We start from the raw sequence: 25,302 nt of genomic DNA on the forward strand, positions 1-25,302 counted from the left end.
GCGGGCTAGCCGCGTTTTCTTCTTTGTGTCGAGCAAAAGAACACCACACCGCGCCTAGCGATTCCCCCACAACCTGGTTGTAGTTCGCGGTGTCATAACCGTTGATGCCTTTCTCGCTCTTACTGATATTCTGGTGGGCGGTGCAGAATTCGAATCTGCGACCCCTTGGATGTCGACCAAGTATTCTAACCAGCTGAACTAACCGCCCGATGCCGCCATTATAGGGACCCGATGCGGGAACTGCAACCCTCGCACAAAATTTATTGCTGACCAGCTCACCATGCTGCACGGGCGCCGATGATTTACACTGGTGCCCCATCCGAATATTGATTGCATGGCGATGACGTACAAGCCGCACGACCCCTCCCACCTGCATGCCCACCTCGACGGTGACGCAAGCCATTCCCATTCCATTGAAGCGCGCAGCCAGAAGGCACTGGCGTTCGCGATGGGCCTGACGTTGCTGTTCGCGCTGGTCGAGGTGATTACCGGCTTCCTGTCGAACTCGCTGGCCCTGATCTCGGACGCCGGCCATATGGTCACCGACGCCGCCGCCCTCGGCCTGGCCCTGCTCGCACAGATGATCGCCAAGCGCCCCCCATCGGCGCGCCACTCGTTCGGCTTCGTACGCGCCGAAGCCCTGGCCGCATTCGTCAACTGCCTGGTGATGCTGGCCCTGGTGGGCTGGATCGGCTGGGAAGCCATCCAGCGCCTGATCCATCCGGAGCCCGTCAAGGGCGGCATCGTGCTGGTCGTGGCCGCGCTGGGCGCCTCGATCAATCTGCTCGTCGCATGGATCCTGTCACGCAACAACGACAGCATCAACACGCGCGCCGCGCTCGTCAATGTGATGGGCGACCTGCTCGGTTCGCTGGCCGCGATCGCGTCCGGCGCCATTATCTATTACACCGGCTGGCTGCGCGCTGACCCGATCCTGTCGATCTTCGTCGCCCTGCTGATCCTGCGCTCGACCAGCGGCATCCTGCGCGAGTCGTACCACTTTCTGATGGAAGCCGTACCGCACGCGATCGACTTCGTGCAGGTCGGCGCCGACATGGCCGCCGTCGACGGCGTACTGGCCGTGCACGACATGCACGTCTGGGACATGTCGCCCGGCCACCCGGCACTAATCGGCCACATCGAGATCCGCAGTCTGGAACAGTGGCCCGCCGTGCTGGAAGCCGTACGCGCGATGCTGCGCGCGCGCCATGGCATCGACCATGTCACGTTGCAACCCGAAGCGGCCGGCGGCAAATCGCTGTGAAACCGGCGGTCAACATCGACTTGCCACTGTTCGTGTAAGCACAGGCCCACCCAAAGCGAGCGCGTGCGCCGATAGCCCGGTTCGGCAATCGGCGACATAATGCTGCCATGGACCTTACACCGAACGTATTCGACACTCTCATCATCGGCGGCGGGCCGGGTGGCCTGACCGCCGCCATCTACCTGCGCCGCTTTACCCGCAATGTCGCCTTGGTCGACAAGGGCAACAGCCGCCTGGCCTGGATTCCCGTCTCGCACAACTACCCTGGCTTTCCGGACGGGATCAATGGCAAGCTGCTGCTCGACCAGTTGCGCTGCCAGCTCGGCAAGTACGGCGGCCACGTGATTCCCGGCGAAATCAGCAACCTGCGCATCGACGACGGCCTGTTCATCGCCGACTGCACGAGCCCGGAAGGCGACGTCACCGAAATGCGCGCCTACACGGTGCTGCTGGCCACGGGCGTGGCTGACGTGGGCATGCCGGTCGAACGCTGGGACGAAGCCGTGGCCAGCGGCGCGGTGCGCCTGTGCCCCGTGTGCGACGGCTACGACGTGATCGACAAGCGCATCGCCGTGGCCACCGCCGAAGTCAATCCAGTCGGGCATGCGCTCTTCATGCGCAGCTTCAGCCGCGACGTGCTGCTGTTCGAGCGGGCCGACGAGTCGGTGGTCGACGCCGACCAGCATGCGCAGCTGCAGGCGGCGAACGTCCAGCACATCGCTTCACCGCTGGCCGGCGTCACGCTGACCGACGACCTGAAACCCGTGCTTCACACGCGCGACGGGCAATCCTACGAATGCGATGTGTTCTACCCGATGCTGGGTGAAAATGCCCGCTCTGCCCTGGCGGCCAACCTGGGCGCCGAAACGGTCGAATGCGACACGCTGACAGTGGACGACCATTGCCGCACGGCTGTGCCCGGGCTGTACGCAATCGGCGACGTCACGCGCGGGCTGAACCAGATCACCGTAGCGACCGGCCAGGCCGCCATTGCCGCAACGACCATTCACAACACGCTGCCGTGGGCGCTGCGCTGACGGGTTGAGTTTTATTGGCCGCCGGCCAGCTTGCGGCGCCGCTCGATTGCCGCCTGTGCGGCCGTGTCGCCCGCCGCCTCGGCGCGCTGCGCCTGTACGCCCAGCCACGCCAGCAGCGGCCGGCGCCAGCCCTGGTTTGAGGCCGTGTCGACCGCCAGCGTGATCCCCGCTGGCGTGATGCGGCTCGCCTTGAACTGCGCGCCAGCCGCAACCAGCCGCGCCAGCGGATCGGCAATGCTCTCAAGCGAGCCGCCACCAACCACGGCCCGATGCTGCTCGGGCAGCAGCGCCACATCCAGTCTATCCCACTGTCCCGCCAGATAGGCGGCGTAGGCACGCTGCGCCGGTGTCGCATCCGTCGCCAGCGCCGCGTAACCCGGGCAATCCTCGAACACGAGACTGGCCACCTGCGCCGCGCAGCGCACCAGCTCCACCTGGGCTACATGGTCAAGCCGCCCGGTGGCCGTGGTCTCGGCACGCGCTTCGCGGAACTCGGCATTCGATGCGGCCGTGTGGCCTTTCAGGTAATCGTCCACCGATGCGTCGAGCGCGCCCTTGGCATTTGCCTGCCAGTCGGGTAGCAACGGCTTGCTCGCGCAGCCGGCCAGCAACGCAGCCATCAACAATGGAATGGTTTTCATGGCAGCTTGATCTCCGGATTGGTGCGCGCGAACGGCCACTTGCGGTTGATTTCCTCGACCAGGCGATTCACCTTGCGCAGGCTCGCGTCGACGTCGCCGCGCAGTGCGCTCAGGTCTTCGGTCGCTTCTCGCGTGTTGGCGCCAACGGCCTGCGCTTCGACCAGCACGGCGTCGACTTTCTTCAAGGTGGCGCTCGCATCCTTGAGCACGACATCCAGCTGGCGCACGGCCGCCTGGGCGTCGTCCATCACGCCGGCCTGGCCGAACACGCGCTGGTCGGCCTTGGCCAGGATCAGGTTGACGCGGTCGAGCGCTTCCATCAGCTTCTTCGCTTCCTCGTCGCCACCGAGCGCGCCACCGAGCACGCCGTAACGCCCCGACATGCGGCCCGTGACGGCCGACAGGTTCGACAGGCTGGTGTTCACGTCCGAGCCGGACGAGGTCATCGTTTCCAGGTTTTCCAGCAGCCCGCGCGCCGTGGCGACGATGCGCGGAATCTCCGCCGTGGCGTCGCCGCGCAGCACGGTGCGGGTCGAGCCGGCCGGCAGCGGCGCATCGGTCAGCACGCCCGTATAGGCGCGCAGACGCGTTTCGCCGACGATGCTCGACTCCAGCGTGAAGACGCTCGAGGCGCGCAGCCACTTGGCGTCCTTGCTCTGGACGTCGACCAGGATATTCACCTTGCCGGTATCGGCCAGCTCCACCTGGCGCACGCGCCCGATCGGAAAGCCGGCAAAGGTCATGTCCATTCCGGGAATGACGCCGGTCGAATCGTCGGCCACGAGCGTCAGGCGCTGGGTCGGCTCGAACACGCCGCGCGCGTACATCACGTAGAACACGAAGCCGCAGATCATCAACCCCAGAAAAACGAGGAGGATCACGGCCTTGGTTTCGACGTGCTTCGGCTCGTCGGGAAGCGCGGTATCGGGAATCTGGTCCGTCATGTGAGTCTTGGTCCTGTCAATCAGATGTATTTCAGTGCAAGCGAGGCCGCTTCGATCACGATCAGCACGAACAGCAGGCGCAGTGCGCCCGGCTGCACGGTCGAGACCAGCCGGCGCGGATAGCGCTGCAATTCGAGGATGGCCGCCGTCGGGATCAGCGCCACGGCCAGGCCGAACAGCACCGTCTTGAGCACGAAGCCGGCCGTGACGCTTGGTGCGAACACGCGCCCTACTGTGCGGGTATAGTCGCCCAGACCCCACGGCGAGACACCGTACACGTTCAGATAGGCCAGCAGCAGCACGACGATGGAGGTGACCAGCGCCAGCGTCAGCACCGCCACGGCATTGGCGAACAACTGGGGCACCAGGTCGCTGCGCATGCGGCGCAGCGCGTCGTCGCTGGCGCCACGTGCGGGCAGCGCGCGGCGCGCAAGGCCGAGGGCCGATGCGTCGAACGCCATGCTGGCGCGTAGCGCGACGAACAGCGCGGCGCACAGCGGAATCAGTTCGAGCACCAGCACCCGCACCACCATCTCGAGCGCAAAGCCCGACAGGCCATAGCTCTTGGCGGTGACCAGCACGATGCGGATGATGACGAGGCTCACCAGGCACGCGGCCAGCGTGAACCAGGGCAGCACCTGCCAGGTGCTGGCGTGGATGTGGCGCGCGGTGGCGTGGAAGCGCTCGCGCTGCCACGTCGACGGCGAGAACGCGAGCACGATGGCGATTGCGCCCAGGTGAATCATGTACCACCAGCTGCGCAGGTAGCGTTTGGCGTGCGCGAACCAGAGTTCGGGATGGGCGGTGGAAGGAAGCGAGCGCGGCATGGGCTGAATGATACTGCGGTTGCGGCAGGCTGCGCGGGTCGGTGACAAATGATTACGTCACCGACCCGCGCACCGGGCATGCCCCTACTGCCGCTTCGCCTCCATCACGCCGCCCACCTCCATGATCGCCGCCAGCGCCTTCTGCGCCTGCGCCGTCGAGCCGATTTCGGCCGTGAAGATCATGCGCGCCTGGCCCTTGGCGCTTTGCGTGTTCACCCCGATCACATTGATCTTCTCACGCGAGAAGACTTCGGAGATATCGCGCAGCAGCCCTTGCCGGTCCTGCGCCAGGATGAACAGGTCGACCGGATAAACGGTTTCGTTGCCCGCTGAACCCCATTCGGTCTGGATGACGCGTTCCGGCGACTTGGCCTGCATCTCGGAGAAGTTCTTGCAGGTCAGCCGGTGGATCGAGACGCCCTTCCCACGCGTGACGAAGCCGATGATCGGATCGGGCGGCGCCGGCTTGCAGCACTTGGCGAGCAAGGTCATGAGCCCCTCGGTGCCCAGTACCAGCACGCCCGACTTGGCGCCCTGCTCCACGCTCGAGGCGCGGCTCTTGTTGTCGAACTTCGGTTCCTCGACCGGCGCCGGTTCGTCGCCATCGTGCAGTGCCGCTTCCACGTGGCGCAGGCTGAACTTGTCCTTGCCCACTTCGATGAACAGTTCGTCCACCTTGGCAAAGCCCAGCTTCTGCGCCAGCAGTTCCAGGTTGACGGCCGTCTTGCCTTCGCGCTGGAGCGACTTTTCGACGAGCGCGCGGCCGTGGGCCAGCGTTTCGGCCTGGTCCAGCGCGTGGAACCAGGCGCGGATCTTGGAGCGCGTGCGGCTGCTGACCGCGTAGCCAGGACTGAGCCAGTCGCGCGACGGCCCCTGGTTGCCGCTGGAGCCCTTGGCCGTGATGATTTCGCAGGTCTGGCCGTTTTTCAGTTGCGTATTCAGTGGCACCATCACGCCATCAATGCGCGCGCCGCGGCAGCGGTGGCCGACATCGCTGTGCAGGTGGTACGCGAAGTCGATCGGCGTGGCGCCCACCGGCAGTTCGAGCACCCGCGCCTGCGGCGTCAGCACGAAGATGCGGTCGTCGAGCGTCGTGGCCTTGAGTTTTTCAACCCATTCGCGCTGCAGTTCTTCCTGGCCCGACACGGCATCGGACACGTCGGTCTTCCATGCCAGCAGCTGGCGCAGCCAGGCGATCTTTTCGTCGTATTGCTGGCTCTTGAAGTTCGAGCCGCCTTCTTCTTTGTAGCGCCAGTGCGCAGCGATGCCGTATTCGGCGAAGTTGTGCATCTCCTGCGTGCGGATCTGCACTTCGAGCGGCCGGCCGTCTTCGGCCATGACCACCGTGTGCAGCGAGCGGTAGCCATTGGGCTTCGGGCGCGAGATATAGTCGTCGAATTCCTTCGGCACCGGCGTCCAGATATTGTGGATCACGCCCAGCACCGTGTAGCAGGTCTTGATGTCGGGGACGATCACGCGAAACGCGCGCACGTCATACAGCTCGGTGAAATCGAGCTCCTTGCCGCGCATCTTGCTCCAGATGCTGTAAATGTGCTTCGGCCGGCCCGACACATCGGCGGGAATCGAGGCCGACGCCAGCTCGCGTTGCAGGCGCTCGATCGACGAGGCGACAAAGCTTTCGCGCGACATGCGCTTTTCTTCGAGCATCTTGGCGATGCGCTTGTAGGTATCGGGCTCGATGAAGCGAAACGCGAGGTCTTCCAGCTCCCACTTCAATTGCCAGATCCCGAGCCGGTTGGCCAGCGGCGCATAGAAGTCCAGCACCTCGCGCCCGTAGGCGCGCGTGACGTCGTCAAACCGTTTGTGCTCGGCGAAGTGGCGCAGCGTGGCCGCGCACGAGGCCAGGCGCATCAGCACAACGCGCATGTCGGTGGCCATCGCCAGCAGCATCTTGCGCAGTGTCTCGTTTTGCGCTGCGGCCTGCTGCGCGGCGTTCTTGCCGCTGCCCACGGGCGCGCCGCCCGCGGTCAGGTCGCGCAGCCGGATCAGCTGATGCACGCCCTGTACCAGCGCAACGACGCCGGCGCCGAAGCGTTCTTCGAGGTCGGTGAACACGGCCGGGTCCATCAGCGCCAGCTCGAACACCAGGCCGGCGATACGCGTTTCGGCATCGGTATTCAGGTACGCCAGCGTGCCGGCAGCGCCGAGCGAGAATTCGAACGCGCTCTGGCCCGAGCCGGCCAGGCGCGCGCCGTAGGCGCCGAACGCGTAGTCGAGCGCAGCGTGCACGCGCACGCAGTCCTCAGGGCTCAGCCCCTGTACCAGGCCGGTCTTGGTATCTCCTAACAGTGCGGTGGAGACCATGCGCTCAGCGCAGTGCGGCGATGACGCACACCTCGACCAGGCAGGCCGGGTTGGCCAGCTTGGCTTCGACGGTGGCGCGCGGCGGCGTGTGGCCCTGGGCGACCCACTCGTCCCAGACATCGTTCATGCCAGGGAAGTTGTCCATGTCCGAGATGAAGATATTGCAGGACAGGATGCACGATTTGTCGCTGCCGGCTTCGCCCAGCAAACGGTCGACGTGGCCCAGCACTTCGCGCATCTGGCCATCGATGCCCTGGGTAGTGTCTTCGGCGATCTGGCCGGCCAGGTACACGGTCTCGTTGTGGATCGCGACTTCGGACAGTCGTTTGCCTACGTGCAGTCGTTTGATTTCCATGGTCTCTTTCTGTTCGATAAAGGTTGATTCAGGCCGGATCGTCATGATCCCGTGCCGTTTAAAAATGTGCGGGCAAGCGCGATCTGGTCGGCGTGCACGAACGTTGGCGCATGACCGACGCCGGGGATCTCGACCAGGCGCGCCCGCGGCCCGCGGGTCGTCATCTGCTGCGCCGTGGCGCGCGAGAGCAGGTCGGACTGTGCGCCACGCACCAGCAGCGTGGGACACGTGATCGCATCCCAGGCCGCCCACAGCGCGGCTTCGTCCTCGGCCGCGCGTTCCACCGTCATGCTGCGAAACGGCTGCGCCAGATTCAGGTCGTAGTGGCGGCGCCACTGGCCATCTGCATCCTGGCGCAGCACATCGCTGGCCAGCTTGCGCCACTCGGCGTCGGCGTGCGGCCCGAACGTGGCCGAGACGGCCTTGATGTAGTCGGCGCCGGCCGCAAAGCTCGGAAAGCGCACGTCCTGGCCGATGTACTCGCCGATGCGCTGCAGCGCCTCGCCGCCCAGTGCCGGGCCGATATCGTTGATCACGAGCCGCGAGATTGGCGAGTTTTCCAGTGCCGCGAGCGACATGCCGATCAGGCCGCCCATCGAGGTGCCGAACCAGGCGACATCCTCGTTGTCGGAGCCGGCAGTCACGCGGGCGATCAGCGTGACCATGTCGGCCACGTATTGCGACACCTGGTAGCCGGCCGGATCGCGCAGCCGGTCGGAGCGCCCGCGCCCGACGATATCCGGGCACACGACACGCCACGTATCGCACAGCGCCTGCGCCATATGGTCGAAGTCATCCCCTACGCGGGTTACGCCGTGCACGCAGACGAGCACCTTCGGATTGTCCGCCGCGCCCCATTCCTTGTAGGCGACACGGTGCAAACCGGCAGGCGACATGCACTGGACGCTCTTGAATCTGGGCTCGGACATCGCGACTCCGGAATAAGAAAATCATGAAAGGCGCCTGGCTGCTTTCGCACGCGGGAGGCGTTACGGTTAGAATTCTACCAATTCTGAGGGAGTTCCCCCCATACGCTCGCCAACGGGCATTTACCCATGAGGACACAATGACATCGATCATGCTAAACGGTAAAACGGCTCTCGTCACCGGATCGACCTCGGGCATCGGCCTGGGGATCGCACGCTCGCTGGCCGAACAGGGGGCCAATATCGTGTTCAACGGCTTCGGCGACGCGCAGCAGATCGAAAAGCTCTACACCGATATCGGCGCCGAATTCGGCGTGCAGACGGCGTACCACAATGCCGACATGTCCAAGCCCGACGAGATCGCCGCGTTGATGCAGTATGCCAGCGACAAGTTCGGCGGCGTCGACATCCTGGTCAACAACGCCGGCATCCAGCACGTGGCCGCGCTCGAGGATTTTCCGCCCGAACGCTGGGACGCGATCATCGCCATCAACCTGAGCTCGGCGTTCCACACGACGCGCCTTGCCTTGCCTGGCATGAAGCAAAAGAACTGGGGCCGCATCATCAACCTGGCCTCGGTGCATGGCCTGGTGGGCTCGAGCCAGAAGTCGGCGTATGTCGCGGCCAAGCACGGGCTGGTCGGCCTGACCAAGGTCACCGCGCTGGAAACGGCGCAGACGGGCGTAACGTGCAATGCGATCTGCCCCGGCTTCGTGCTGACGCCGCTGGTCCAGAAGCAGGTGGACGACCGCGCCGCGCGCGAAGGCACCGACAACGACGCTGCGCGCAAGGCGCTGCTGCTCGAGAAGCAGCCATCCGGTGAATTCGTCACGCCCGACGAACTGGGCGCGCTGGCCGTGTTCTTCTGCAGTCCGGCGGCAAACCAGGTGCGCGGCGTGGCCTGGAATATGGACGGCGGCTGGGCTGCTCAGTAACAATTCTCCCGTCGTAGCCGGGCTTGTTGCCCGGCTACGCACACTCCGGGTGCAAAAATTTCCACGCCGCACTGCTGCGGTGCAGCATGCGGATTTCCACAATAGCCCGCACCGGCTGAATGCGCGACCATGGCATCACTACCAACCTCGTTGAAGAGTTGCCATGAAGAAGCCGTTTTATAAAATCCTGTACGTCCAGGTATTGTTCGCCATTGTTCTTGGCGTGTTGCTGGGCGTATTTTACCCAGAGGTAGGCACCGCGATGAAGCCCTTGGGAGACGGCTTCATCAAACTGATCAAAATGATCATTGCCCCCGTGATCTTCTGTACCGTCGTCGCCGGTATCGCCGGCATGCAGGACATGAAGAAGATCGGCCGCGTCGGCGGCAAGGCACTGCTGTACTTCGAAGTCGTGTCGACCTTCGCGCTGGCCATCGGCCTGGTCGTGGCCAACGTCGCCAAGCCGGGCGCTGGCTTCAACGTCGATCCGGCCACGCTCGATTCGAGCGCGATTGCGCAATACACGACCAATGCGCATGCCCAGACCACGACCGAGTTCATCATGCACATCATCCCGACCACGTTCGTGGATGCGTTTGCTACGGGTAACATCCTGCAAGTGCTGCTGGTCGCGATCCTCTTCGGCTTTGCACTGTCGATGATGGGCGAGCGCGGCCGTCCGGTCACCAAGCTCATCGATGACGTCTCGCACGTGATCTTCGGCATCGTCAACATCATCATGAAGGTCGCCCCGCTGGGCGCGTTCGGCGCGATGGCGTTCACGATCGGCAAGTACGGCATCGCGTCGCTGCTGCCGCTGGCCAAGCTGATGGGCTCGTTCTATCTGACCTGCGCCCTGTTCATCTTCATCGTGCTGGGCGCAATCGCCCGCTTCACCGGCTTCTCGATCTTCAAGTTCATCCGCTACATCAAGGAAGAACTGCTGATCGTGCTGGGCACGTCGTCGTCGGAAAGCGCCCTGCCAAGCCTGATGCGCAAGCTGGAAAGCCTGGGCTGCGCCAAGCCGGTCGTCGGCCTGGTGGTGCCAACCGGTTACTCGTTCAACCTGGACGGCACCAACATCTACATGACGATGGCGGCCCTGTTCGTGGCGCAAGCGACCAACACCGACCTGACGCTGACCCAGGAACTGACCATCCTGCTGGTGGCGATGCTGACCTCGAAAGGCGCATCGGGCATCACCGGCGCCGGCTTCATCACGCTGGCCGCAACGCTTGCCGTGGTGCCGACGATTCCGGTAGCCGGCATGGCACTGATCCTGGGCATCGACCGCTTCATGAGCGAAGCGCGCGCACTGACCAACTTCATCGGTAACGGTGTGGCCACGGTCGTCGTGTCGAAATGGGAAAACGAACTCGACGTCAAGCGCATGGACGATGTCCTGCATAACCGCGTGATCGTCGAAGACCAGACCACGATGAAGGCCGTGCGCGAAGCGGCGTAATCGCCTGCGTTTGCCCGTCCATGAAAGCCGCATCCTCCAGGGTGCGGTTTTTTTTTGGCGTACCTGATCGTGTGAATGCTGCCCGGTAGCGTCTGGTATATTGAACATCCCGACTGACGACCGGCCGCGCCGGTGCTTCCACGATGCTGATTGCCGCTACCCCCGACAACGAAGCTGCGCGCCTGGCCGCCCTTTACGACCTGCTGCTCCTGGACACGCCCGCCGAGGGGCGCTTCGACCGGATCGTGGCCTTTGCCGCCACCGAGTTCGATGTGCCGATCGTCACCATCACGCTGATCGACACGGATCGCCAATGGTTCAAGGCCCGCACCGGCACCGAGCTGTGCGAAACCGGCCGCGACATCTCGCTGTGCTCCCATGCAATCCTCGAGCAGGACATCCTGGTCGTGAACGACACGCTGCTCGATGCGCGCTTTGCCGACAATCCCCTCGTCACCGGGATGCCGCATATCCGTTTCTATGCTGGCGCGCCATTGACCATGCCGTCACGCCTGAGCCTGGGCACCCTGTGCCTGATCGACCGCAAGCCACGCACGCTGGATGCGATGGAACTGGGCATCCTGCGCACGCTGCGCGATCTGGTCGTACTGGAACTGCGCAATATCAGCGAGGTGGCCGATGCCTGACGCAACCAAGCACATCCTGCTGGTCGAACCGGAACCGATGCTGCGCCGTACCGTCGCGATGACGGCGCGCAGCCTGAACCTGGGCCAGGTCCATGAAGCGGCAACGAGCGCGGCCGCACTGCGCCTGCTGAGCGTACGCACCTTCCAGGGCGCGGTGATCGCCGTCGACTGCGTGGGCAGCGGCAAGGACAGCCGCTACGACCTGGGCCTGATCGACCGCCTGCGCGCCGATGCCGCCGCCAACAAGCAAGGCTTGTCAATCGCGATCATGACCGAAACCGCCACGCCCGAACTCCTGAGCGACCTGCGCGAACGCCGGATCAGCCGCGTGATCCTCAAGCCGTTTCGCGCCAGGGTGGTTCTCGAGACCATCGAAACGATGTGCCGCTCAGGAAAAACATAGGCCGAGCTCGCCACCGCACGCACAAATCTTCGTAGACAACTCGATCTAGACAAGATAATCTAGCTTCATCTTGCCTATTCGAGGATGTCATGCCGCACTCCCCCGCCGCGCCCAAGCCCACGCCTGCCGAGCTCGACCTGTTACAAGTGCTGTGGCCGCTGGGCGCTGCCACTGCCAAGCAGGTCCATGAAGCGATGCTGCCGCAGCGGCCCGACGTGACCTACGCAACAGTGCTGCGGCTGATGCAGGTCATGCACGCCAAGGGCTTGCTGGGCCGCGACGAGAGCGAACGTTCGCACGTCTACAGCCCGGTCCACGCGCGCGATGCGCTGCAGGGTAATCTGCTCAATGACCTGATGCAACGGGCCTTTGCCGGCTCGGCCAAGGCACTCGTGCTGGCGGCGCTCAAGAGCGGCATCTCGAAGAAAGAACGGGCCGAGATCGAGCAACTGCTCAAGGACGGGGACGGCCAATGACCGCAGCCCATCTGGTCGCCAGCATCGGCTGGACGCTCGTCGAATTCACCTGGCAAGGCGCGCTGATCGGCTGCGCCGTGGCGCTGGCCATGACCCTGCTGCGCAATGCGCGCGCCGAGCACCGGTATGCGGTCGCCTGTGCCGGACTGTTGCTGTGCCTGCTCTGGCCCGCTGCCGAACTAGCGGCGCGTCTGGCCGGACCGCAGGATCTGGCGGCCCAGCCGATGGCGGCCTTCGCCAGCAGCCTGCTGGCGGGTCCGCTCGACGACAGCTGGCGCGCCGTATTCGAACGCAGCCTGGGCTGGGTCGTCGGTACGTGGGGCGTCTGCGCGGTGGTGCTCGCATTGCGCATGATCGCAGGGTTGCTGTGGCTGCACCGCGCTGCGGCGGTCGAGGCAAGCGATCCAGCCTGGCAAGCACGACTCGACCGGATGGCGCAGGCCGCCGGCATTGCGCGCACGGTGCGGTTGCGCATCGTCGCGGGCCTGGCCAGCCCCGTCACCTTCGGCTGGTGGCGGCCGGTGGTGCTGGTGCCGGCATCGCTCGTGTCCGGCATGCCGCCCCACTTGCTCGAAGCACTGCTGGCGCACGAACTGGCGCATATCCGACGTCACGATTACCTCGTCAACCTGCTGCAGAACGTGGTCGAGGCACTGCTGTTTTATCACCCGGCAATCTGGTGGATCTCGGGACGCATCCGCGCCGAACGGGAACTGGTTGCCGACACCATCGCAGCAAGACAACTGGGCGAACCGCGGCGCCTGGCTCTTGCGCTCTCCGAACTGGAACGACGCCAGTTCTCAACCCAGCATCTGGCCCAGGCGGCCAATGGAGGCAATCTCATGCAACGCATCAAACAACTCGTTCGTCCCGACACGCAGGCACTGAACTGGAAAGCCGCGCTTCCGGTGCTCGGCCTGGCCCTGGCGGCCCTCGCCGGCTGCACGAGCACGGCGCCGGTCAATCCGTTTGCCGCAATGCCCGATAACGACACGACGTCGCCCATTGCGAAATTCAATTCGTGCGCACGGCCGGTCTATCCGGCCGATGCGCTGGCGGCCAAGATCGAAGGAACAGTTACGCTCGGGATGCTGGTGAAAGCCGATGGCAAGGTGCGCGAAGCTGTGGTGCGCCAGACCAGCGGCAATGGATCGCTGGACGAGGCAGCGCGCGCCGCGATTGCCAAATGCAGCTTCCAGCCGGGCACGGTGAATGGCGCACCGAAGGAACAGTGGACCGAAGTGAAGTACGTCTGGGTCGCAAGCTGAGGACACGCCATGTGGAAACATCACCGTACCTCGATCGCCGCCCTGAGCTTGATGGTCGTACTTGGCGGCTGTGCGCAGACGCCGCCCGCCCCAACGGAACTGACGGCTGTGCCGGCCACGAAAGACGGGCCTGGCACCACGGCGTGCAGCCGGCCGGTCTACCCGCCGCAAGCGCTGGCAAACAAGATCGAGGGGACCTCGACCATCGGCTTACTGATCGGGACCGACGGCAAGGTGCAGAATACCCGCCTGTACCAGTCGAGCGGCGACGCGTCGCTTGACGAGGCAGCACGGGCTGCCCTGGCGTTGTGCATCTTCAAGCCGGCAATGGCCAAGGGCAAGCCGGTAGCGGCCTGGGCGCCGGTACAGTACGTGTGGACGCTGCCATAGGCGCAGAATGACAAAGGGCGCCGACCTGCGGCGCCCTTCATGTCTTGCTCGTTGCGTCTCAGACGGCCGACGTATCGAGCTCGCAACCAGTGGCGGCAACGATCTCGTCCACACCCACGCCAGGCGCCAGTTCGACCAGCTTCAAACCGGTGGCCGTTACATCGAGCACGCCCAGATCGGTGATAATGCGATCGACCACGCCAACCCCGGTCAATGGCAGATCGCACTTCTTCAGCAGCTTGTGGCTGGTGGAACCATCCTTGGCGGTGGCGACATGTTCCATCACCACGACCACGCGCTTGACGCCGGCCACCAGGTCCATCGCACCGCCCATGCCCTTGACCATTTTCCCCGGGATCATCCAGTTGGCCAGGTCGCCTTCTTCCGAGACCTGCATCGCGCCCAGGATCGCCAGGTTGATCTTGCCGCCGCGGATCATGCCGAACGAATCGGCCGAGCTGAAGTAGGCCGAACCCGGCAGCGCCGTCACGGTCTGCTTGCCCGCGTTGATCAGGTCGGCGTCGACCGCATCCTCCGTCGGGAACGGGCCGATGCCGAGCAGGCCGTTTTCGGACTGCAGCGAGACTTCGATATCCTTCGGTACATAGTTTGCCACCAGGGTTGGCAAGCCAATGCCCAGGTTCACGTAGAAGCCGTCTTGCAGCTCCAGCGCCGCACGCGCGGCCATTTCATCACGAGTCCATGCCATGTTGTTGTCTCCGTTTCTGTCGTCGGGTTAAAGCTCAGGTGCGCACGGTGCGCTGCTCGATGCGCTTCTCGGGCGACGGGTTGTGGACGATGCGGTGCACGAAGATGCCCGGGGTGTGCACGTGGTCGGGATCGATCTCGCCAACCTCGACCAGCTTTTCGACTTCGACGATGCAGATCTTGCCGGCCGTGGCCACGTTGGGGTTGAAGTTGCGGGCCGTCTTGCGAAACACGAGGTTGCCCGAGCGGTCGGCCATATAGGCCTTGACCAGCGACACATCGGGGAACAGCGCATGCTCCATCACATAATGCTCGCCATTGAATTCGCGCGTTTCCTTGCCCTCGGCGACGATGGTGCCGTAGCCGGTCTTGGTGAAGAAGGCCGGGATGCCGGCGCCGCCAGCGCGCAACTTTTCGGCCAGCGTGCCTTGCGGCGTGAATTCGAGTTCGAGTTCGCCGGCCAGGAACTGGCGCGCGAATTCCTTGTTTTCGCCGACGTACGACGCGATCATTTTCTTGATCTGGCGTGTCTCGAGCAACTGGCCCAGGCCGAAACCATCGACGCCCGCGTTGTTGGAGATGGCGGTAAGTTGCTTGACGCCCGAGTCGCGCAATGCCGCGATCAGGGCTTCCGGAATACCGCACAGGCCAAACCCGCCCACGGCGATGGTCTGGCCGTCCTGCACGACGCCTTCAAGTGCCGAGCGCGCGTCTGGATACACTTTGTTCATACCTGTCCCTTTTATAAGTTTGAGAACCCGTCTCAGCATAGAATACCGGCAGCCCGTGCACAATACCGTAGAACTACCGCCATGCCGCGCCACCTGCACGCCAACGAACAACGCCCTGACCCGCCTCACATGAACCTGCCGCACACGATTGACTACGAGATGATTTTCCAGCATGCGCCAGTGGGCATGTGCATCTCGCGCGACCGGGTGATAGAGGCCTGCAATGGCGCGCTGGCGGCGATGTTCGGCCATCCGGCCGGCCACCTGACGGGCTCGTCGTTCTCGGTGCTGTATCCGACGATGGACGAATTTCTGCGCACGGGCGACCGCATCATCCCCATCATGAATGCGAAGGGGCGCTACTCGGACGAGCGCATCATGCGCCGCGCCAATGGCGAGCTGTTCTGGTGTCATGTGACGGGCCGTGCGCTGTCCCCGCTCGAGCCCCTGGGCGCCGGCGTCTGGATCTTCGAGGATGTCAGCGAGAAGCGGCCCGTGACGGCGCAACTGACGCCGCGCGAGCGCGAAATCGCCGCGCTGCTGGTCGAGGGCAAGACCAGCAAAGTGATCGCGCGCGAAACCGACCTCAGTCCGCGCACCGTCGAAATGCACCGCGCCAGCCTGATGCGCAAGTTTGCGGCATCGACGTCGGTGGAGTTGGTGCACAAGCTGGTGGGTGCGGGCTGACGGCCAATCAAAGCCCCGATGCACCTTCGCGCGCTTACAGGTACAGCTGCCAGTGCTGTTCGCGCATGCGCTCGAGCAGCAAACGCAGATCCCCATCAAGCCGGCGGTCTTCACGCACCGGTGCAATGTCCTGCCCCAACTGCGCCAGCATCTGCGCCAGCGGCGCCGGCAACGCGCGGTCCGGCTCGAGCCGGCAACGCAGCCAGACACCCTGACGCACCGCGATCAAGAGCGCTGCGGCTACCTGCTCCGTCAGTTCCAGCACGCGCAGGCAGTCGCGCGCGGCGATCGTGCCCATGCTGACCTTGTCCTGGTTGTGGCATTCGGTCGAGCGCGAAAAGACCGAGGCCGGCATCGTCAGCTTGAGCGCTTCGGCGGTCCATGCCGACGCGCTGATCTGCAGCGCCTTGAGGCCGTGATTGATCGCAGCGCGCTCGCCCTCCATGCCTGACAGGTTGGCGGGCAGCCCGGCGTTGTAGCGCGGATCGACCAGCAGCGCCAGCTGCCGGTCGATCAGGTCGGCCAGGTTGGCGACGGCATTCTTCATGCTGTCCATCGCAAACGCGATATGGCCGCCGTAGAAGTGCCCGCCATGCAGCACGCGCTCGCCCTCGGCGTCGATGATCGGATTGTCGTTGGCGCTATTGAGTTCGTTCTCGATCGTGGTGCGAAAGAACGGCAACGCGTCGGCCAGCACGCCGATCACGTGCGGTGCGCAGCGGATCGAATAGCGGTCCTGCAGGCGCTTGCCGTTGCGCTCCTGCTGGCCCGTGTACACCAGATCGGCGCGCAGCCAGGCGGCCACGTCCTGCATGCCCGCATGCGGCTTGACCGAGAACAGCGTTTCGTCAAAGTGATGGGCGTTGCCGTCCAGCGCGAACGAGGCCATCGCCGTGATGCGTGTGGTGAGGCGCGTCAGGTAGTCGGCGCGGTCCCAGGCCAGGCAGGCCAGGCCCGTCATGACGGCGGTGCCGTTCATGATCGCCAGGCCCTCTTTCGGCCGCAGGCGCAGCGGCGCAATGCCGGCCTCGCGCAGCGCGTCGGCAGCGGGCATCTGCACGCCGCCGCGCAGCACTTCACGCTCGCCGCACAGTACCGCTGCGAGATAGGACAGCGGTGTCAGGTCGCCGCTGGCGCCAACCGAGCCTTCGCTGGGGATCAGTGGCAGCAGGTCGGCATCGAACAGGCGCACGATCTGCTCGAGCAGGTCGATGCTGACGCCCGAAAAGCCTTTCGCCAGCGACGCCAGGCGCGCGGCCATCACGGCGCGCGTCTCGGCCGGGCTCAGAAAGCTGCCCAGGCCACAGCCGTGGTAGGTGTACAGGTGGTGCGGCAGTTCGGTCACGAGCGCCAGCGGTACCGGCACCGTGCACGAATCGCCGTAGCCAGTGGTTACACCATAGATGGCGCCGTCTTCAAGCAGGAGCCGGTCGAGGAAGTCGGCGCCGCGCTGAATAAAAGCGCGAAAGGCCGGGTCGGGCGAGAGCACCGGCCGGGCCGGGCCGCGCGCGATGGCGACGATGTCGTCCAGCGCGAGGCGGTTGCGGTCGACACAGACCACGGCGGTCACGCAGCCGGGAAGACGCTGCGCAGTGCAGCCGGCAACGGGGCCGACTTGCCCACCTTGAAATCGACCCACACCACCTTGGCCATCCCATTGGCGTGCAACTCACCCGGCACGCCGTCAGCATCCAGCAAACTGATTTCGTGCGACACCTCGATGCTCGAGCGCCCGGGCGGCGCAATGAAGGTACGCACCTCGATCTCGCCCGGATAGGTCAGCTGCTTGAGGAAGTTCATCGACGCGTTGACGATGACGGGGCCTTCGTCGCGCGAATCGGGCAAGCCACCCACCTGCTCGAGCCAGGCGATGCGGGCCGACTCGATGTAGCGAAAGTAATTGGTATTGTTGACGTGCCCCATGGCGTCCATATCGCCCCAGCGGATTGGCATGCGCATGGTGTGCACCAGCATCGGTGCGATGTTCTCACTACTCATTCTGTGGTTCCTGGCGTTTAGTGCGCCATCATGCCGTCGTCGGCCGTGATGATGGCGCCGTTGATGAAGTGGGCTTCTTCGGCGGCCAGCAGCAGCAGCAGGCCGTCGAGGTCTTCGGGCCGGCCGGCGCGCTTGCGCGGCAACATCTCGACAAGTTTGCGGCCCTGCTCGGTCTCGAAATAATCTTCGTTCGCATCGGTGGCAATGTAGCCGGGGCAGATGGCATTGACGTTGATGCCGTACTTGCCCCACTCCACCGCCATTGCCTTGGTCATCTGCACCACGCCGGCCTTGCTCATGCAGTACACGCCGATCTGCGGCAGCACCCGCAGGCCGGCCACCGAAGCGATGTTGACGATGCGATGTTGCTTGCGCGGATCGCCCTTGGCGCGCGCGATCATGCGCTTGGCGGTTTGCTGGGCGACGAAGAACGCGCCGCGCAAATTGGTGTCCATGATGTAGGTGTAGTCATCCTCGCCCACGTCGATCAGGCGCTGGGTGGATGAGACGGACGAGTTGTTGATCAGGATATCGATCGGCCCCGCCTCGGTCTCGGCATGGGCAATGGCCGCCTTGATGCTGCCGAGGTCGGTCACATCGAGCCGCACCACGTGGGCGGCGCCGCCGTCGGCTTCGATTTCGGCGCGCAGCTCCTTGAGGCGCTCGACGCGGCGCGAGGCCAGCACGACCTGCGCGCCAGCGCCGGCCAGGGCCTTGGCAAAACGGGCGCCCAGACCGCTCGATGCGCCGGTGACCATGGCGATCTTTCCTTCAAAATTGACTTCAATGCCCACGTCCGACTCCCCGATGTAAGTACGATCACGAGTTGCGAAAGCATCATGATCCCACAAATGTCCGGTATTCGATTGTCCCTTCTAATAATGCCTTTACAATGGCCGCGATATTGCAATGAACAGCAAAAACCCGCACACTCGTGCTATTTTCTGATTACCGTCATTCCTTTCCAAAAAAACCATGACAGAGACAACGAATCTTCTCGAACAATACGGCCCACGCGAAGCGATGGAATACGACGTCGTGGTCGTCGGCGGCGGCCCTGCCGGCCTGTCGGCGGCGATCCGCCTGAAACAGCTGGCTGCTGAAAAAGGCCAGGAAGTCACCGTCTGCGTGCTGGAAAAAGGCGGCGAGCTGGGCGCGCACATCCTGTCGGGCGCCGTGATGGACCCGCGTGCGATCAACGAACTGATCCCTGACTGGAAAGAAAAAGGCGCGCCGCTCAATACGGCCGTGACCGAAGACCGTGTTTTGTTCCTGAGCGAAACCAAATCGTATGCGACGCCGGCATTTGCCATCCCACCGGCGCTGGCCAATCACGGCAACTACGTGATTTCGCTGGCCAATGTGGTGCGCTGGCTGGGCCAGCAAGCCGAAGCGATGGGCGTGGAAATCTTCCCCGGCTTTCCGGCCGCTGAAATCCTGTACAACGAAGACGGCTCGGTCAAGGGGGTTGCCACCGGCAATATGGGCATGAAACGCGATGGCGAGCCGGGCCCGGAATTCCAGCTCGGCATGGAGCTGCATGCCAAATACACGTTCTTTGCTGAAGGCTCGCGCGGCCACCTGGGCCGCCAGCTGATGGCCAAGTACGAGCTGAACAAGGGCAAGGATCCGCAGACCTACGGCATCGGCATCAAGGAGTTGTGGGAAATCGATCCGGCCAAGCACCAGCCAGGCCTGGTGATCCACACGGCCGGCTGGCCACTGCCGAACGACACCTATGGTGGCTCGTTCCTGTACCACCTGGAAAACAACCAGGTTGCGGTCGGCTACGTGGTCGGCCTGTCTTACCAGAATCCGTATCTGTCGCCATACGAAGAATTCCAGCGCTATAAAACGCACCCGGCCATTCGCGGCTTCTTCGAAGGCGGCAAGCGCATCTCGTACGGCGCGCGTTCCATCACTGCAGGGGGGTTGCAATCCTTGCCAAAGACCGTCTTCCCTGGCGGCGCGCTGATCGGCTGCGATGCGGGCTTTTTGAACACCAGCCGCATCAAGGGCAGCCACGGTGCAATCAAGACCGGCATGCTGGCGGCCGAAGCAGCGTTTGCCGCGCTGGGCGAAGGCCGCACGAGCGACGAGCTCACGAGCTTCCCTGCCGCGTTCGAAAAATCGTGGCTGCACGAAGAGCTGCACGTGGCGCGTAACTTCAAGCCGTGGATGAGCAAGGGCCTGGTGCTGGGCACGATCATGACGGGCATCGACCAGATCGTGTTCCGTGGCAAGGCACCCTGGACGCTGCACCACAAGCACGCCGACCATGAATGCTTGAAGCCCGCCTCGCACTTCAAGCCGATCGTCTATCCGAAGCCGGACGGCAAGCTGACCTTCGACAAGCTGTCGTCAGTGTTCATCTCGAACACCAACCACCGCGAAGACGAGCCGATCCACCTGACGCTGAAGAACCCGAGCGTGCCGGTGGACGTCAATCTGGCCAAGTACGCCGGGCCTGAGCAGCGTTACTGTCCGGCCGGGGTGTACGAGTACGTCAAGCGCGAAGACGGGGGCGACCGCCTGCAGATCAACGCCCAGAACTGCGTGCACTGCAAGACATGCGATATCAAGGACCCGACGCAGAACATCGTCTGGGTGACGCCAGAGGGTGGCGGCGGCCCGAACTATCCGAATATGTGATCGCCCTGACCTTCCGTTTTTACTGCTGACTTTGTAAGAATCGTCCTGCAAACTCACTGCCAATCTGCTGATTGGCGGTGTACGGGAACGGCGTAGCATGGGGCGCTCCTACACCAGTGGCAGGAGGCAGCGATGGGTGATTCCACACGCAGCAATGACCAATCATCGGGGCGCTCAAACCCCGGCATGCAGCAAAACAGCAATCTGCACAGCGGCAAGCAGGATACTGCTGGTAACAAGCAGTCCACCGGCCAGCAAGGTGGCCGCACGCAGGAGGGCAAGCAGCCTGACACCGGTAGCCGGCAAGGCGCAGGTGCCCAACAGCAGAACCAGCAACATGGTGGCCAGCATGCATCTGGCGGCACCCCGGCGCTGGACGACCTGAACGCCGACCGCGCCAGCCGCGACCAGGGTTCGCCGGGCAGCGGGTCCCGGCAAATGGACCAGCAGAGCGACTGGCAAGGCAAGCAGGACAAACAACGCTGACGTGGCACTGTCCACGCAAAAGCGCGGCGCCATGACTGGGCCGCGCTTTTTTTGTGCCCGTCAGGATGGCGGCATGCTGCTCGCGTCGTGACCGAACCACTTGAGCGACAGCGCGCGCAGCGTGCCATCCGAACGCGCCTCGCGCAGCGCCTTGTCGATCGCCAGCTTGAGCACTGAACGGCCCTTGCGCATGGCAATGCCCACGCGCTCGGGCGGGCCGATGCGGGCGCCAGCCTTGAGCGGCAGCTGCGTCTGATTGATCAGATAACCGACCAGAAGGCTGTCGTCGAGCACGGCGTCGATCCGGCCAAATGCCAGGTCCTGCAACTTCTCGGGGACGGCCGGATAGCGCTTGATCTCGATACCCGGGACCGCCCTGGCCTGCGCCTCGAACACGCTGTTCTGGTGCACGCCAAGCTTGCGGCCCTTGAGATCGGCCAGCGTGCGGTAGGTCGCGCGCTCGTTCTCGCGTACGATGAGCTGGGACTGCGAATAGCAGTATGGTGCTGAAAAATCGAATGCATTCGCGCGCTGCGGCGTGATGATGACCTGGCTGATGGCGACATCCACCCTGCCCGCGCGCAGCGCCGGCAGGATCGCGCTCCATTCGGTCAGCACGAATTGCGGCTCGAGGCCCATGCGCGTGGCGACCGTTCGCGCCACGTCGACATCGTAGCCGGTCAATTGCCCGTTTGCCGGGTCCGTGAAATTGAATGGCGGATAGGTGCCCTCGAGTGCGATGCGCAATGTGCCCCGTCTGCGGGGTGGATCTACCTGGCCTGCCTTGTCTGCCAGGCCCGAGGCGTCCGCCCATGACGGGCACAGTGCGGCAGACGCCGGCAGCGCCAGCAACTGCCCCAGCACCCGGCGCCGCCCGCCGTTTTCGATCCCTTCAGCCATCCCCTTGCCTCCGCACGGTCAAAGATCTGTTATAACCGAAAAGCAGCAGAATGGCCCAGGATCAGGACTGCACGACGATCCGCTTCTGTTCGCGCGCCGAGCGGTACACGGCCTCGATAATACGAATGTCGCGCAGCCCTTCTTCGCCAGGCACGAGCGGCTCGCGGTTCTGCATGATGCACTGCGCCATGTGGTCGAGCTGGCCAACCCACTGGTTCGCGTACGGTCCGGGTGGGGGTTTGACCTCGGTCTTGTCGCTGCGTTCCTGGCCCACCCACATGCGCTGGCCGCTGTAGGCAGTGGCCGGTTCCAGTTCGATACGGCCCTTGTCGCCCATCAGCAGGAACTGGTTGCGGTTCGCGCTGTACATCGACATGCACGAGCCGATCGCGCCGGACGGGAACTCGAGCTGGAAGTCGATCATGTCTTCCACTTCACGGAAACGCGGGTCGCTGCGGTTGGTCGTTTCCTTGGCGAATACGGCCACCGGCTCTTCGCCGGTCATGTAGCGCGCCGCCTGCAGCGCATAGATGCCAATGTCCATCATCGAGCCGCCGCCCGACTGCGCCTTCTTCATGCGCCAGGTGTTCGCGTCACCCACGACAAAGCCGTGCTCCGAGCGGAAGTAGCGGATATTGCCGATCGCGCCGGCGCGCGCCAGGCGGATGGCCTCGACATTGTGCGGCTCGAAGCGCGAGCGGTAGCCGATCATCAGCTTCTTGCCGGCCTTGCGGCAGGCGGCAACCATCTGTTCGCACTCGGCTGGATTGATGGCCATTGGCTTCTCGCACATGACGTGCTTGCCGGCCTGCGCAGCGCGGATCGTGTACTCGGCGTGCATGAACACAGGCAGGCAGATATACACGATGTCGATGTCGGGATTGTCACGGATACGATCGAAATCGCTGTACGAATAGATGCCGCGCTCGGGCACGCCATATTCCTGCGCCACCTTCCTTGCCTTGGCGGCGTCGCCGCTGACGAGCGCCACGAGGCGGCTGTGCTGGCAATTCTGGAACTGCGGGATGATGCGGCCCAGGCCATAGCCACCCAGGCCCACGATCGCGTAGCCGAGCTTGCGGCCGGTGCTGGCAGCCCAGCCCGGGTTCACTGCGCTTGCCGCCAGAACGCCACCTGCAGCCATGACCAGGCCGCGTCGTTGTAAATCGATCATGCGTGTCTCCTCCAATAAGATTGCGGGAATGTTATCGTCTTGTGGAGAGAAGGATACAATTGATTCATATGAAATGATAGCGGTATCACCGCCTTCATCTACCGTTCACTTTGCCAGGAGTTGCCCATGTCCGTATCACCCCATCGTGCCACCCGTAGTGTTTCGTTCGTCCGCCTGATGCTTGCCGCCAGCGTCGCTGCCATCCTGTCGCCAGCAGTATTGGCTGCGCCGGCCGCCAGTTGCAGCGGCAAGGCCCCGTCGGGCGAGCTGAAAGCCGAGCGCATCGCTGCGATCACGCCATCGCGGGGCGAACCGGGCTTGTATGAGGGGGCGGTATGGACGAATGGCGCGCTGTATTTTTCGGACTTCAGCTTCAGCCAGGGTTTTCCGTCACGCGTGCGCAAGTACACGCCGGGCGGCGACGTGACCACGGCGATCGAGGATGCGGGCAGCAATGGCCTGGCGGTCGACGCCAAGGGTGCGCTGGTCGCTGCCACCCACAAGTACAAGGCGCTGTCGCGCTACGACCTGGCGGACGGCAAGCGCACGACTGTCGCCTCACAGTTCCAGGGTCAGGTCTTCAATTCACCGAACGATATCGCCATCGCGGCCGATGGCACGATCTACTTCACCGATCCGGATTACCAGAAAGCGGCGGCGCCCGGCGGCCAGCCGGTGACCGGCATCTATCGCGTAGGGACGGATGGCGCGGTGACGCTGGTCGATGGCTCGCGCAAGAATCCGAACGGAATCGCGCTGTCACTCGACGGCAAGACGCTGTACGTGAATGCGAGCGATGGCGCGGTGCGCGCCTACCCGATCAAGAATGGCGTGCCACAGGGGGGGCGCGACCTGATCAAGGGCATCGAGAATGGCGACGGCATGACGCTGGACTGCCACGGCAACCTGTATGTAACGGAACATGCGCCCAAGCGCGTGCGGGTATTTTCGCCGCAGGGCCGCGAACTGGCGACGATCCGGGTCGACGCCAATGTTACCAATGTCGCCTTCGGCGGGGTCGACGGCAAGACGCTGTACATCACGGGCGCCGGCGCCGTCTGGCAATTGCCGCTGGAAGTGACGGGACTTCCCTACTGATACTACTTACCAGCTGGGACGCGAACCTGGCCCGAAGTTGTGGCCCGTGACGAGCGTGGTGCTCTGCACGAGCGTCGACAAGCCCAGGATCAGCTGGACGAGCTTATCGTCCGGCAGCACCCAGATCTGGCCACGCGGCTGCTCGGCGCCGGTGGCGGCCATGATCAGGGGCGCGATCCAGGCAGCGTCGCTGTCGACGTCGAGCAGGATGGCGTCGGCGGTCGTCTGCATGTGCACGAGGCCGCCTTCGGCCAGGGCGAAGCAGATGCCAACGCCCGTTTCCTGCGGCGTGATCAGTTCCTGCATGGCGGCGTTGTGCTCGTCGATCCAGAGCTCGACGTCTTGCGGCGTCTCGAGCGCGTTCCACGGACGGGGTTTGAAGCGGGGTGGTTGTTCTGGCGGGAGGGTCATGTGCTGCAAGCAAAAGGGGACGGGCGTATCTTACGGCAATTTCCATCGCCGCGGGTCAGGTCCACGCTTGCCAGGGTCGCGCTTACATTATGGGATGTCGAGCGTTACGAGCCGCACGCTTGCCTGCCCATCATCGATGATGAGTTCGCCGACTGACACGGGCAGCGTAAACCGGCGCCGCCCCGCAGCTCCCGGATTGACGTACAGCACACCGCCGCGCTCGACGCAGGCCGGCTTGTGCGTGTGACCGGTGACAACGACGCGCACGCCGCTTGCCACCGGGTCGATGGCAAGTTCCTTCAGATCGTGCAGCATGTGGATGGCGAGGCCGCCAAAGGTCACCGTGACGGTTTCAGGCAGCGCCCGGGCCCAGGCACCGCTGTCATTGTTGCCGCGTACGCTCGTGAGCGGGGCGAGTTCGGCCAGGCGCTCGAGCGTGGCCGGATCGACAATGTCGCCGGCATGCAGGATGGCATCGCTACCCTGCAGGAAATCGAGCGCCTGCGGACGCAGCAGGCCGTGCGTGTCGGAGATCAGGCCAATGCGAATGACCA

Annotated in this window: 28 protein-coding genes and 1 tRNA gene; 13 read left to right on the top strand and 16 right to left on the bottom strand. The window is 64.1% G+C overall.

The window, feature by feature from the left end; all coding sequences use genetic code 11:
* Positions 1-131: 131 nt before the first annotated feature.
* Positions 132-208: transfer RNA gene (locus ACZ0AJ_RS10300), tRNA-Val, on the bottom strand.
* 132 nt (positions 209-340) lie between these two features.
* On the opposite strand from ACZ0AJ_RS10300, the gene ACZ0AJ_RS10305 reads away from it, so the two are divergent.
* Positions 341-1,264, top strand: coding sequence for a cation diffusion facilitator family transporter (locus ACZ0AJ_RS10305; protein ID WP_499456767.1), 924 nt, complete (start codon positions 341-343; stop codon positions 1,262-1,264).
* 107 nt (positions 1,265-1,371) lie between these two features.
* The gene (locus ACZ0AJ_RS10310; RefSeq protein ID WP_332533338.1) at positions 1,372-2,301 is read left to right on the top strand and encodes an NAD(P)/FAD-dependent oxidoreductase; all 930 of its coding nucleotides are present in this window, start codon (positions 1,372-1,374) and stop codon (positions 2,299-2,301) included.
* A gap of 11 nt (positions 2,302-2,312) precedes the next feature.
* On the opposite strand, the gene ACZ0AJ_RS10315 is transcribed toward ACZ0AJ_RS10310, so the two are convergent.
* From ACZ0AJ_RS10315 to ACZ0AJ_RS10340, 6 genes are all read right to left on the bottom strand, one after another.
* The gene (locus ACZ0AJ_RS10315; protein ID WP_499454322.1) at positions 2,313-2,942 is read right to left on the bottom strand and encodes a hypothetical protein; all 630 of its coding nucleotides are present in this window, start codon (positions 2,940-2,942) and stop codon (positions 2,313-2,315) included.
* Positions 2,939-3,886, bottom strand: a complete 948-nt coding sequence (locus ACZ0AJ_RS10320) for an MlaD family protein (RefSeq protein ID WP_499454324.1) — start codon at positions 3,884-3,886, stop codon at positions 2,939-2,941. The genes ACZ0AJ_RS10315 and ACZ0AJ_RS10320 overlap by 4 nt, the downstream gene beginning before the upstream one ends.
* A gap of 20 nt (positions 3,887-3,906) precedes the next feature.
* Positions 3,907-4,713: an MlaE family ABC transporter permease gene (locus ACZ0AJ_RS10325; RefSeq protein WP_499454325.1), complete on the bottom strand. Its 807-nt coding sequence runs from the start codon at positions 4,711-4,713 to the stop codon at positions 3,907-3,909.
* 84 nt (positions 4,714-4,797) lie between these two features.
* Complete coding sequence (locus ACZ0AJ_RS10330) at positions 4,798-7,038, bottom strand: RelA/SpoT family protein (RefSeq protein WP_258834566.1); 2,241 nt, start codon at positions 7,036-7,038, stop codon at positions 4,798-4,800.
* Between the two features lie 4 nt (positions 7,039-7,042).
* Positions 7,043-7,393, bottom strand: coding sequence for a RidA family protein (locus tag ACZ0AJ_RS10335; protein WP_183553092.1), 351 nt, complete (start codon positions 7,391-7,393; stop codon positions 7,043-7,045).
* A gap of 41 nt (positions 7,394-7,434) precedes the next feature.
* Complete coding sequence (locus ACZ0AJ_RS10340; RefSeq protein WP_499454327.1) at positions 7,435-8,322, bottom strand: alpha/beta fold hydrolase; 888 nt, start codon at positions 8,320-8,322, stop codon at positions 7,435-7,437.
* A gap of 149 nt (positions 8,323-8,471) precedes the next feature.
* Here ACZ0AJ_RS10340 and ACZ0AJ_RS10345 point away from each other — a divergent pair, with 149 nt between their 5' ends.
* From ACZ0AJ_RS10345 to ACZ0AJ_RS10375, 7 genes are all read left to right on the top strand, one after another.
* On the top strand, positions 8,472-9,254 hold the full coding sequence (locus ACZ0AJ_RS10345; RefSeq protein WP_499454732.1) for a 3-hydroxybutyrate dehydrogenase: 783 nt from the start codon (positions 8,472-8,474) through the stop codon (positions 9,252-9,254).
* A 163-nt stretch (positions 9,255-9,417) separates the two neighbouring features.
* A complete protein-coding gene (locus ACZ0AJ_RS10350; protein ID WP_499454330.1) occupies positions 9,418-10,719 on the top strand; it encodes a dicarboxylate/amino acid:cation symporter in 1,302 nt (433 codons plus the stop codon).
* A 143-nt stretch (positions 10,720-10,862) separates the two neighbouring features.
* Positions 10,863-11,366 carry a GAF domain-containing protein gene (locus tag ACZ0AJ_RS10355; protein ID WP_499454331.1) on the top strand — a complete coding sequence of 168 codons (504 nt, stop codon included), beginning with the start codon at positions 10,863-10,865 and terminating at the stop codon, positions 11,364-11,366.
* Positions 11,359-11,769, top strand: coding sequence for a response regulator (locus ACZ0AJ_RS10360; protein ID WP_499454332.1), 411 nt, complete (start codon positions 11,359-11,361; stop codon positions 11,767-11,769). Before ACZ0AJ_RS10355 ends, ACZ0AJ_RS10360 begins: the two co-directional genes overlap by 8 nt.
* Before the next feature lie 89 nt (positions 11,770-11,858).
* Complete coding sequence (locus tag ACZ0AJ_RS10365; protein WP_499454334.1) at positions 11,859-12,245, top strand: BlaI/MecI/CopY family transcriptional regulator; 387 nt, start codon at positions 11,859-11,861, stop codon at positions 12,243-12,245.
* A complete protein-coding gene (locus ACZ0AJ_RS10370) occupies positions 12,242-13,513 on the top strand; it encodes a M56 family metallopeptidase (RefSeq protein ID WP_499454336.1) in 1,272 nt (423 codons plus the stop codon). The genes ACZ0AJ_RS10365 and ACZ0AJ_RS10370 overlap by 4 nt, the downstream gene beginning before the upstream one ends.
* Before the next feature lie 9 nt (positions 13,514-13,522).
* Entirely contained in the window at positions 13,523-13,903 is a 381-nt protein-coding gene (locus tag ACZ0AJ_RS10375) for an energy transducer TonB (RefSeq protein ID WP_499454338.1), read from the top strand.
* A gap of 58 nt (positions 13,904-13,961) precedes the next feature.
* Here the strand turns inward: ACZ0AJ_RS10375 and ACZ0AJ_RS10380 are convergent, their stop codons facing one another.
* Positions 13,962-14,612, bottom strand: coding sequence for a 3-oxoacid CoA-transferase subunit B (locus ACZ0AJ_RS10380; protein WP_499454339.1), 651 nt, complete (start codon positions 14,610-14,612; stop codon positions 13,962-13,964).
* 34 nt (positions 14,613-14,646) lie between these two features.
* On the bottom strand, positions 14,647-15,342 hold the full coding sequence (locus ACZ0AJ_RS10385) for a CoA transferase subunit A (RefSeq protein ID WP_499454341.1): 696 nt from the start codon (positions 15,340-15,342) through the stop codon (positions 14,647-14,649).
* 129 nt (positions 15,343-15,471) lie between these two features.
* Between ACZ0AJ_RS10385 and ACZ0AJ_RS10390 the strand changes: the two genes are divergently transcribed.
* Positions 15,472-16,029, top strand: coding sequence for a LuxR C-terminal-related transcriptional regulator (locus ACZ0AJ_RS10390; RefSeq protein WP_499456768.1), 558 nt, complete (start codon positions 15,472-15,474; stop codon positions 16,027-16,029).
* Positions 16,030-16,063: 34 nt separating this feature from the next.
* Here the strand turns inward: ACZ0AJ_RS10390 and ACZ0AJ_RS10395 are convergent, their stop codons facing one another.
* Genes ACZ0AJ_RS10395 through ACZ0AJ_RS10405 form a run of 3 tightly spaced genes read right to left on the bottom strand, consistent with a single transcriptional unit; the run spans position 16,064 to position 18,821 of the window.
* The gene (locus ACZ0AJ_RS10395; RefSeq protein WP_499454342.1) at positions 16,064-17,599 is read right to left on the bottom strand and encodes an HAL/PAL/TAL family ammonia-lyase; all 1,536 of its coding nucleotides are present in this window, start codon (positions 17,597-17,599) and stop codon (positions 16,064-16,066) included.
* Positions 17,596-18,027: an acyl-CoA thioesterase gene (locus ACZ0AJ_RS10400; RefSeq protein ID WP_499454343.1), complete on the bottom strand. Its 432-nt coding sequence runs from the start codon at positions 18,025-18,027 to the stop codon at positions 17,596-17,598. Before ACZ0AJ_RS10400 ends, ACZ0AJ_RS10395 begins: the two co-directional genes overlap by 4 nt.
* A 17-nt stretch (positions 18,028-18,044) precedes the next feature.
* The gene (locus tag ACZ0AJ_RS10405; RefSeq protein WP_183553104.1) at positions 18,045-18,821 is read right to left on the bottom strand and encodes an SDR family oxidoreductase; all 777 of its coding nucleotides are present in this window, start codon (positions 18,819-18,821) and stop codon (positions 18,045-18,047) included.
* Between the two features lie 181 nt (positions 18,822-19,002).
* Here ACZ0AJ_RS10405 and ACZ0AJ_RS10410 point away from each other — a divergent pair, with 181 nt between their 5' ends.
* Complete coding sequence (locus tag ACZ0AJ_RS10410) at positions 19,003-20,679, top strand: electron transfer flavoprotein-ubiquinone oxidoreductase (protein ID WP_499454345.1); 1,677 nt, start codon at positions 19,003-19,005, stop codon at positions 20,677-20,679.
* A gap of 132 nt (positions 20,680-20,811) precedes the next feature.
* On the top strand, positions 20,812-21,165 hold the full coding sequence (locus ACZ0AJ_RS10415) for a hypothetical protein (protein ID WP_499454346.1): 354 nt from the start codon (positions 20,812-20,814) through the stop codon (positions 21,163-21,165).
* Between the two features lie 60 nt (positions 21,166-21,225).
* Here ACZ0AJ_RS10415 and ACZ0AJ_RS10420 read toward each other — a convergent pair whose 3' ends face one another.
* Both ACZ0AJ_RS10420 and ACZ0AJ_RS10425 read right to left on the bottom strand, forming a co-directional pair.
* Positions 21,226-22,065: a transporter substrate-binding domain-containing protein gene (locus ACZ0AJ_RS10420; protein WP_499454739.1), complete on the bottom strand. Its 840-nt coding sequence runs from the start codon at positions 22,063-22,065 to the stop codon at positions 21,226-21,228.
* Between the two features lie 61 nt (positions 22,066-22,126).
* Positions 22,127-23,239, bottom strand: coding sequence for a Gfo/Idh/MocA family protein (locus ACZ0AJ_RS10425; protein WP_499454349.1), 1,113 nt, complete (start codon positions 23,237-23,239; stop codon positions 22,127-22,129).
* 126 nt (positions 23,240-23,365) lie between these two features.
* Here ACZ0AJ_RS10425 and ACZ0AJ_RS10430 point away from each other — a divergent pair, with 126 nt between their 5' ends.
* On the top strand, positions 23,366-24,337 hold the full coding sequence (locus ACZ0AJ_RS10430) for an SMP-30/gluconolactonase/LRE family protein (protein ID WP_499454351.1): 972 nt from the start codon (positions 23,366-23,368) through the stop codon (positions 24,335-24,337).
* 6 nt (positions 24,338-24,343) lie between these two features.
* Here the strand turns inward: ACZ0AJ_RS10430 and ACZ0AJ_RS10435 are convergent, their stop codons facing one another.
* Positions 24,344-24,748: a hypothetical protein gene (locus ACZ0AJ_RS10435; RefSeq protein WP_183553116.1), complete on the bottom strand. Its 405-nt coding sequence runs from the start codon at positions 24,746-24,748 to the stop codon at positions 24,344-24,346.
* Positions 24,749-24,835: 87 nt separating this feature from the next.
* Positions 24,836-25,297: a metallophosphoesterase family protein gene (locus ACZ0AJ_RS10440; protein ID WP_499456770.1), complete on the bottom strand. Its 462-nt coding sequence runs from the start codon at positions 25,295-25,297 to the stop codon at positions 24,836-24,838.
* Positions 25,298-25,302: the final 5 nt, after the last annotated feature.

The sequence above is a fragment of the Telluria sp. AC161 genome, assembly GCF_979258535.1.

What these genes read in the sequence shown, in the direction of transcription:
- ACZ0AJ_RS10320 (WP_499454324.1), bottom strand. Translation starts at nt 3,886, where the DNA reads ATGACGGACCAGATTCCCGATACCGCGCTTCCCGACGAGCCGAAGCAC.
- ACZ0AJ_RS10355 (WP_499454331.1), top strand. Translation starts at nt 10,863, where the DNA reads ATGCTGATTGCCGCTACCCCCGACAACGAAGCTGCGCGCCTGGCCGCC.
- ACZ0AJ_RS10310 (WP_332533338.1), top strand. Translation starts at nt 1,372, where the DNA reads ATGGACCTTACACCGAACGTATTCGACACTCTCATCATCGGCGGCGGG.
- ACZ0AJ_RS10325 (WP_499454325.1), bottom strand. Translation starts at nt 4,713, where the DNA reads ATGCCGCGCTCGCTTCCTTCCACCGCCCATCCCGAACTCTGGTTCGCG.
- ACZ0AJ_RS10435 (WP_183553116.1), bottom strand. Translation starts at nt 24,748, where the DNA reads ATGACCCTCCCGCCAGAACAACCACCCCGCTTCAAACCCCGTCCGTGG.
- ACZ0AJ_RS10425 (WP_499454349.1), bottom strand. Translation starts at nt 23,239, where the DNA reads ATGATCGATTTACAACGACGCGGCCTGGTCATGGCTGCAGGTGGCGTT.
- ACZ0AJ_RS10380 (WP_499454339.1), bottom strand. Translation starts at nt 14,612, where the DNA reads ATGGCATGGACTCGTGATGAAATGGCCGCGCGTGCGGCGCTGGAGCTG.
- ACZ0AJ_RS10410 (WP_499454345.1), top strand. Translation starts at nt 19,003, where the DNA reads ATGACAGAGACAACGAATCTTCTCGAACAATACGGCCCACGCGAAGCG.
- ACZ0AJ_RS10305 (WP_499456767.1), top strand. Translation starts at nt 341, where the DNA reads ATGACGTACAAGCCGCACGACCCCTCCCACCTGCATGCCCACCTCGAC.
- ACZ0AJ_RS10430 (WP_499454351.1), top strand. Translation starts at nt 23,366, where the DNA reads ATGTCCGTATCACCCCATCGTGCCACCCGTAGTGTTTCGTTCGTCCGC.
- ACZ0AJ_RS10375 (WP_499454338.1), top strand. Translation starts at nt 13,523, where the DNA reads ATGTGGAAACATCACCGTACCTCGATCGCCGCCCTGAGCTTGATGGTC.
- ACZ0AJ_RS10315 (WP_499454322.1), bottom strand. Translation starts at nt 2,942, where the DNA reads ATGAAAACCATTCCATTGTTGATGGCTGCGTTGCTGGCCGGCTGCGCG.
- ACZ0AJ_RS10390 (WP_499456768.1), top strand. Translation starts at nt 15,472, where the DNA reads ATGAACCTGCCGCACACGATTGACTACGAGATGATTTTCCAGCATGCG.
- ACZ0AJ_RS10345 (WP_499454732.1), top strand. Translation starts at nt 8,472, where the DNA reads ATGCTAAACGGTAAAACGGCTCTCGTCACCGGATCGACCTCGGGCATC.
- ACZ0AJ_RS10385 (WP_499454341.1), bottom strand. Translation starts at nt 15,342, where the DNA reads ATGAACAAAGTGTATCCAGACGCGCGCTCGGCACTTGAAGGCGTCGTG.
- ACZ0AJ_RS10360 (WP_499454332.1), top strand. Translation starts at nt 11,359, where the DNA reads ATGCCTGACGCAACCAAGCACATCCTGCTGGTCGAACCGGAACCGATG.
- ACZ0AJ_RS10420 (WP_499454739.1), bottom strand. Translation starts at nt 22,065, where the DNA reads ATGGCTGAAGGGATCGAAAACGGCGGGCGGCGCCGGGTGCTGGGGCAG.
- ACZ0AJ_RS10415 (WP_499454346.1), top strand. Translation starts at nt 20,812, where the DNA reads ATGGGTGATTCCACACGCAGCAATGACCAATCATCGGGGCGCTCAAAC.
- ACZ0AJ_RS10400 (WP_499454343.1), bottom strand. Translation starts at nt 18,027, where the DNA reads ATGAGTAGTGAGAACATCGCACCGATGCTGGTGCACACCATGCGCATG.
- ACZ0AJ_RS10330 (WP_258834566.1), bottom strand. Translation starts at nt 7,038, where the DNA reads ATGGTCTCCACCGCACTGTTAGGAGATACCAAGACCGGCCTGGTACAG.
- ACZ0AJ_RS10370 (WP_499454336.1), top strand. Translation starts at nt 12,242, where the DNA reads ATGACCGCAGCCCATCTGGTCGCCAGCATCGGCTGGACGCTCGTCGAA.
- ACZ0AJ_RS10340 (WP_499454327.1), bottom strand. Translation starts at nt 8,322, where the DNA reads ATGTCCGAGCCCAGATTCAAGAGCGTCCAGTGCATGTCGCCTGCCGGT.
- ACZ0AJ_RS10365 (WP_499454334.1), top strand. Translation starts at nt 11,859, where the DNA reads ATGCCGCACTCCCCCGCCGCGCCCAAGCCCACGCCTGCCGAGCTCGAC.
- ACZ0AJ_RS10350 (WP_499454330.1), top strand. Translation starts at nt 9,418, where the DNA reads ATGAAGAAGCCGTTTTATAAAATCCTGTACGTCCAGGTATTGTTCGCC.
- ACZ0AJ_RS10335 (WP_183553092.1), bottom strand. Translation starts at nt 7,393, where the DNA reads ATGGAAATCAAACGACTGCACGTAGGCAAACGACTGTCCGAAGTCGCG.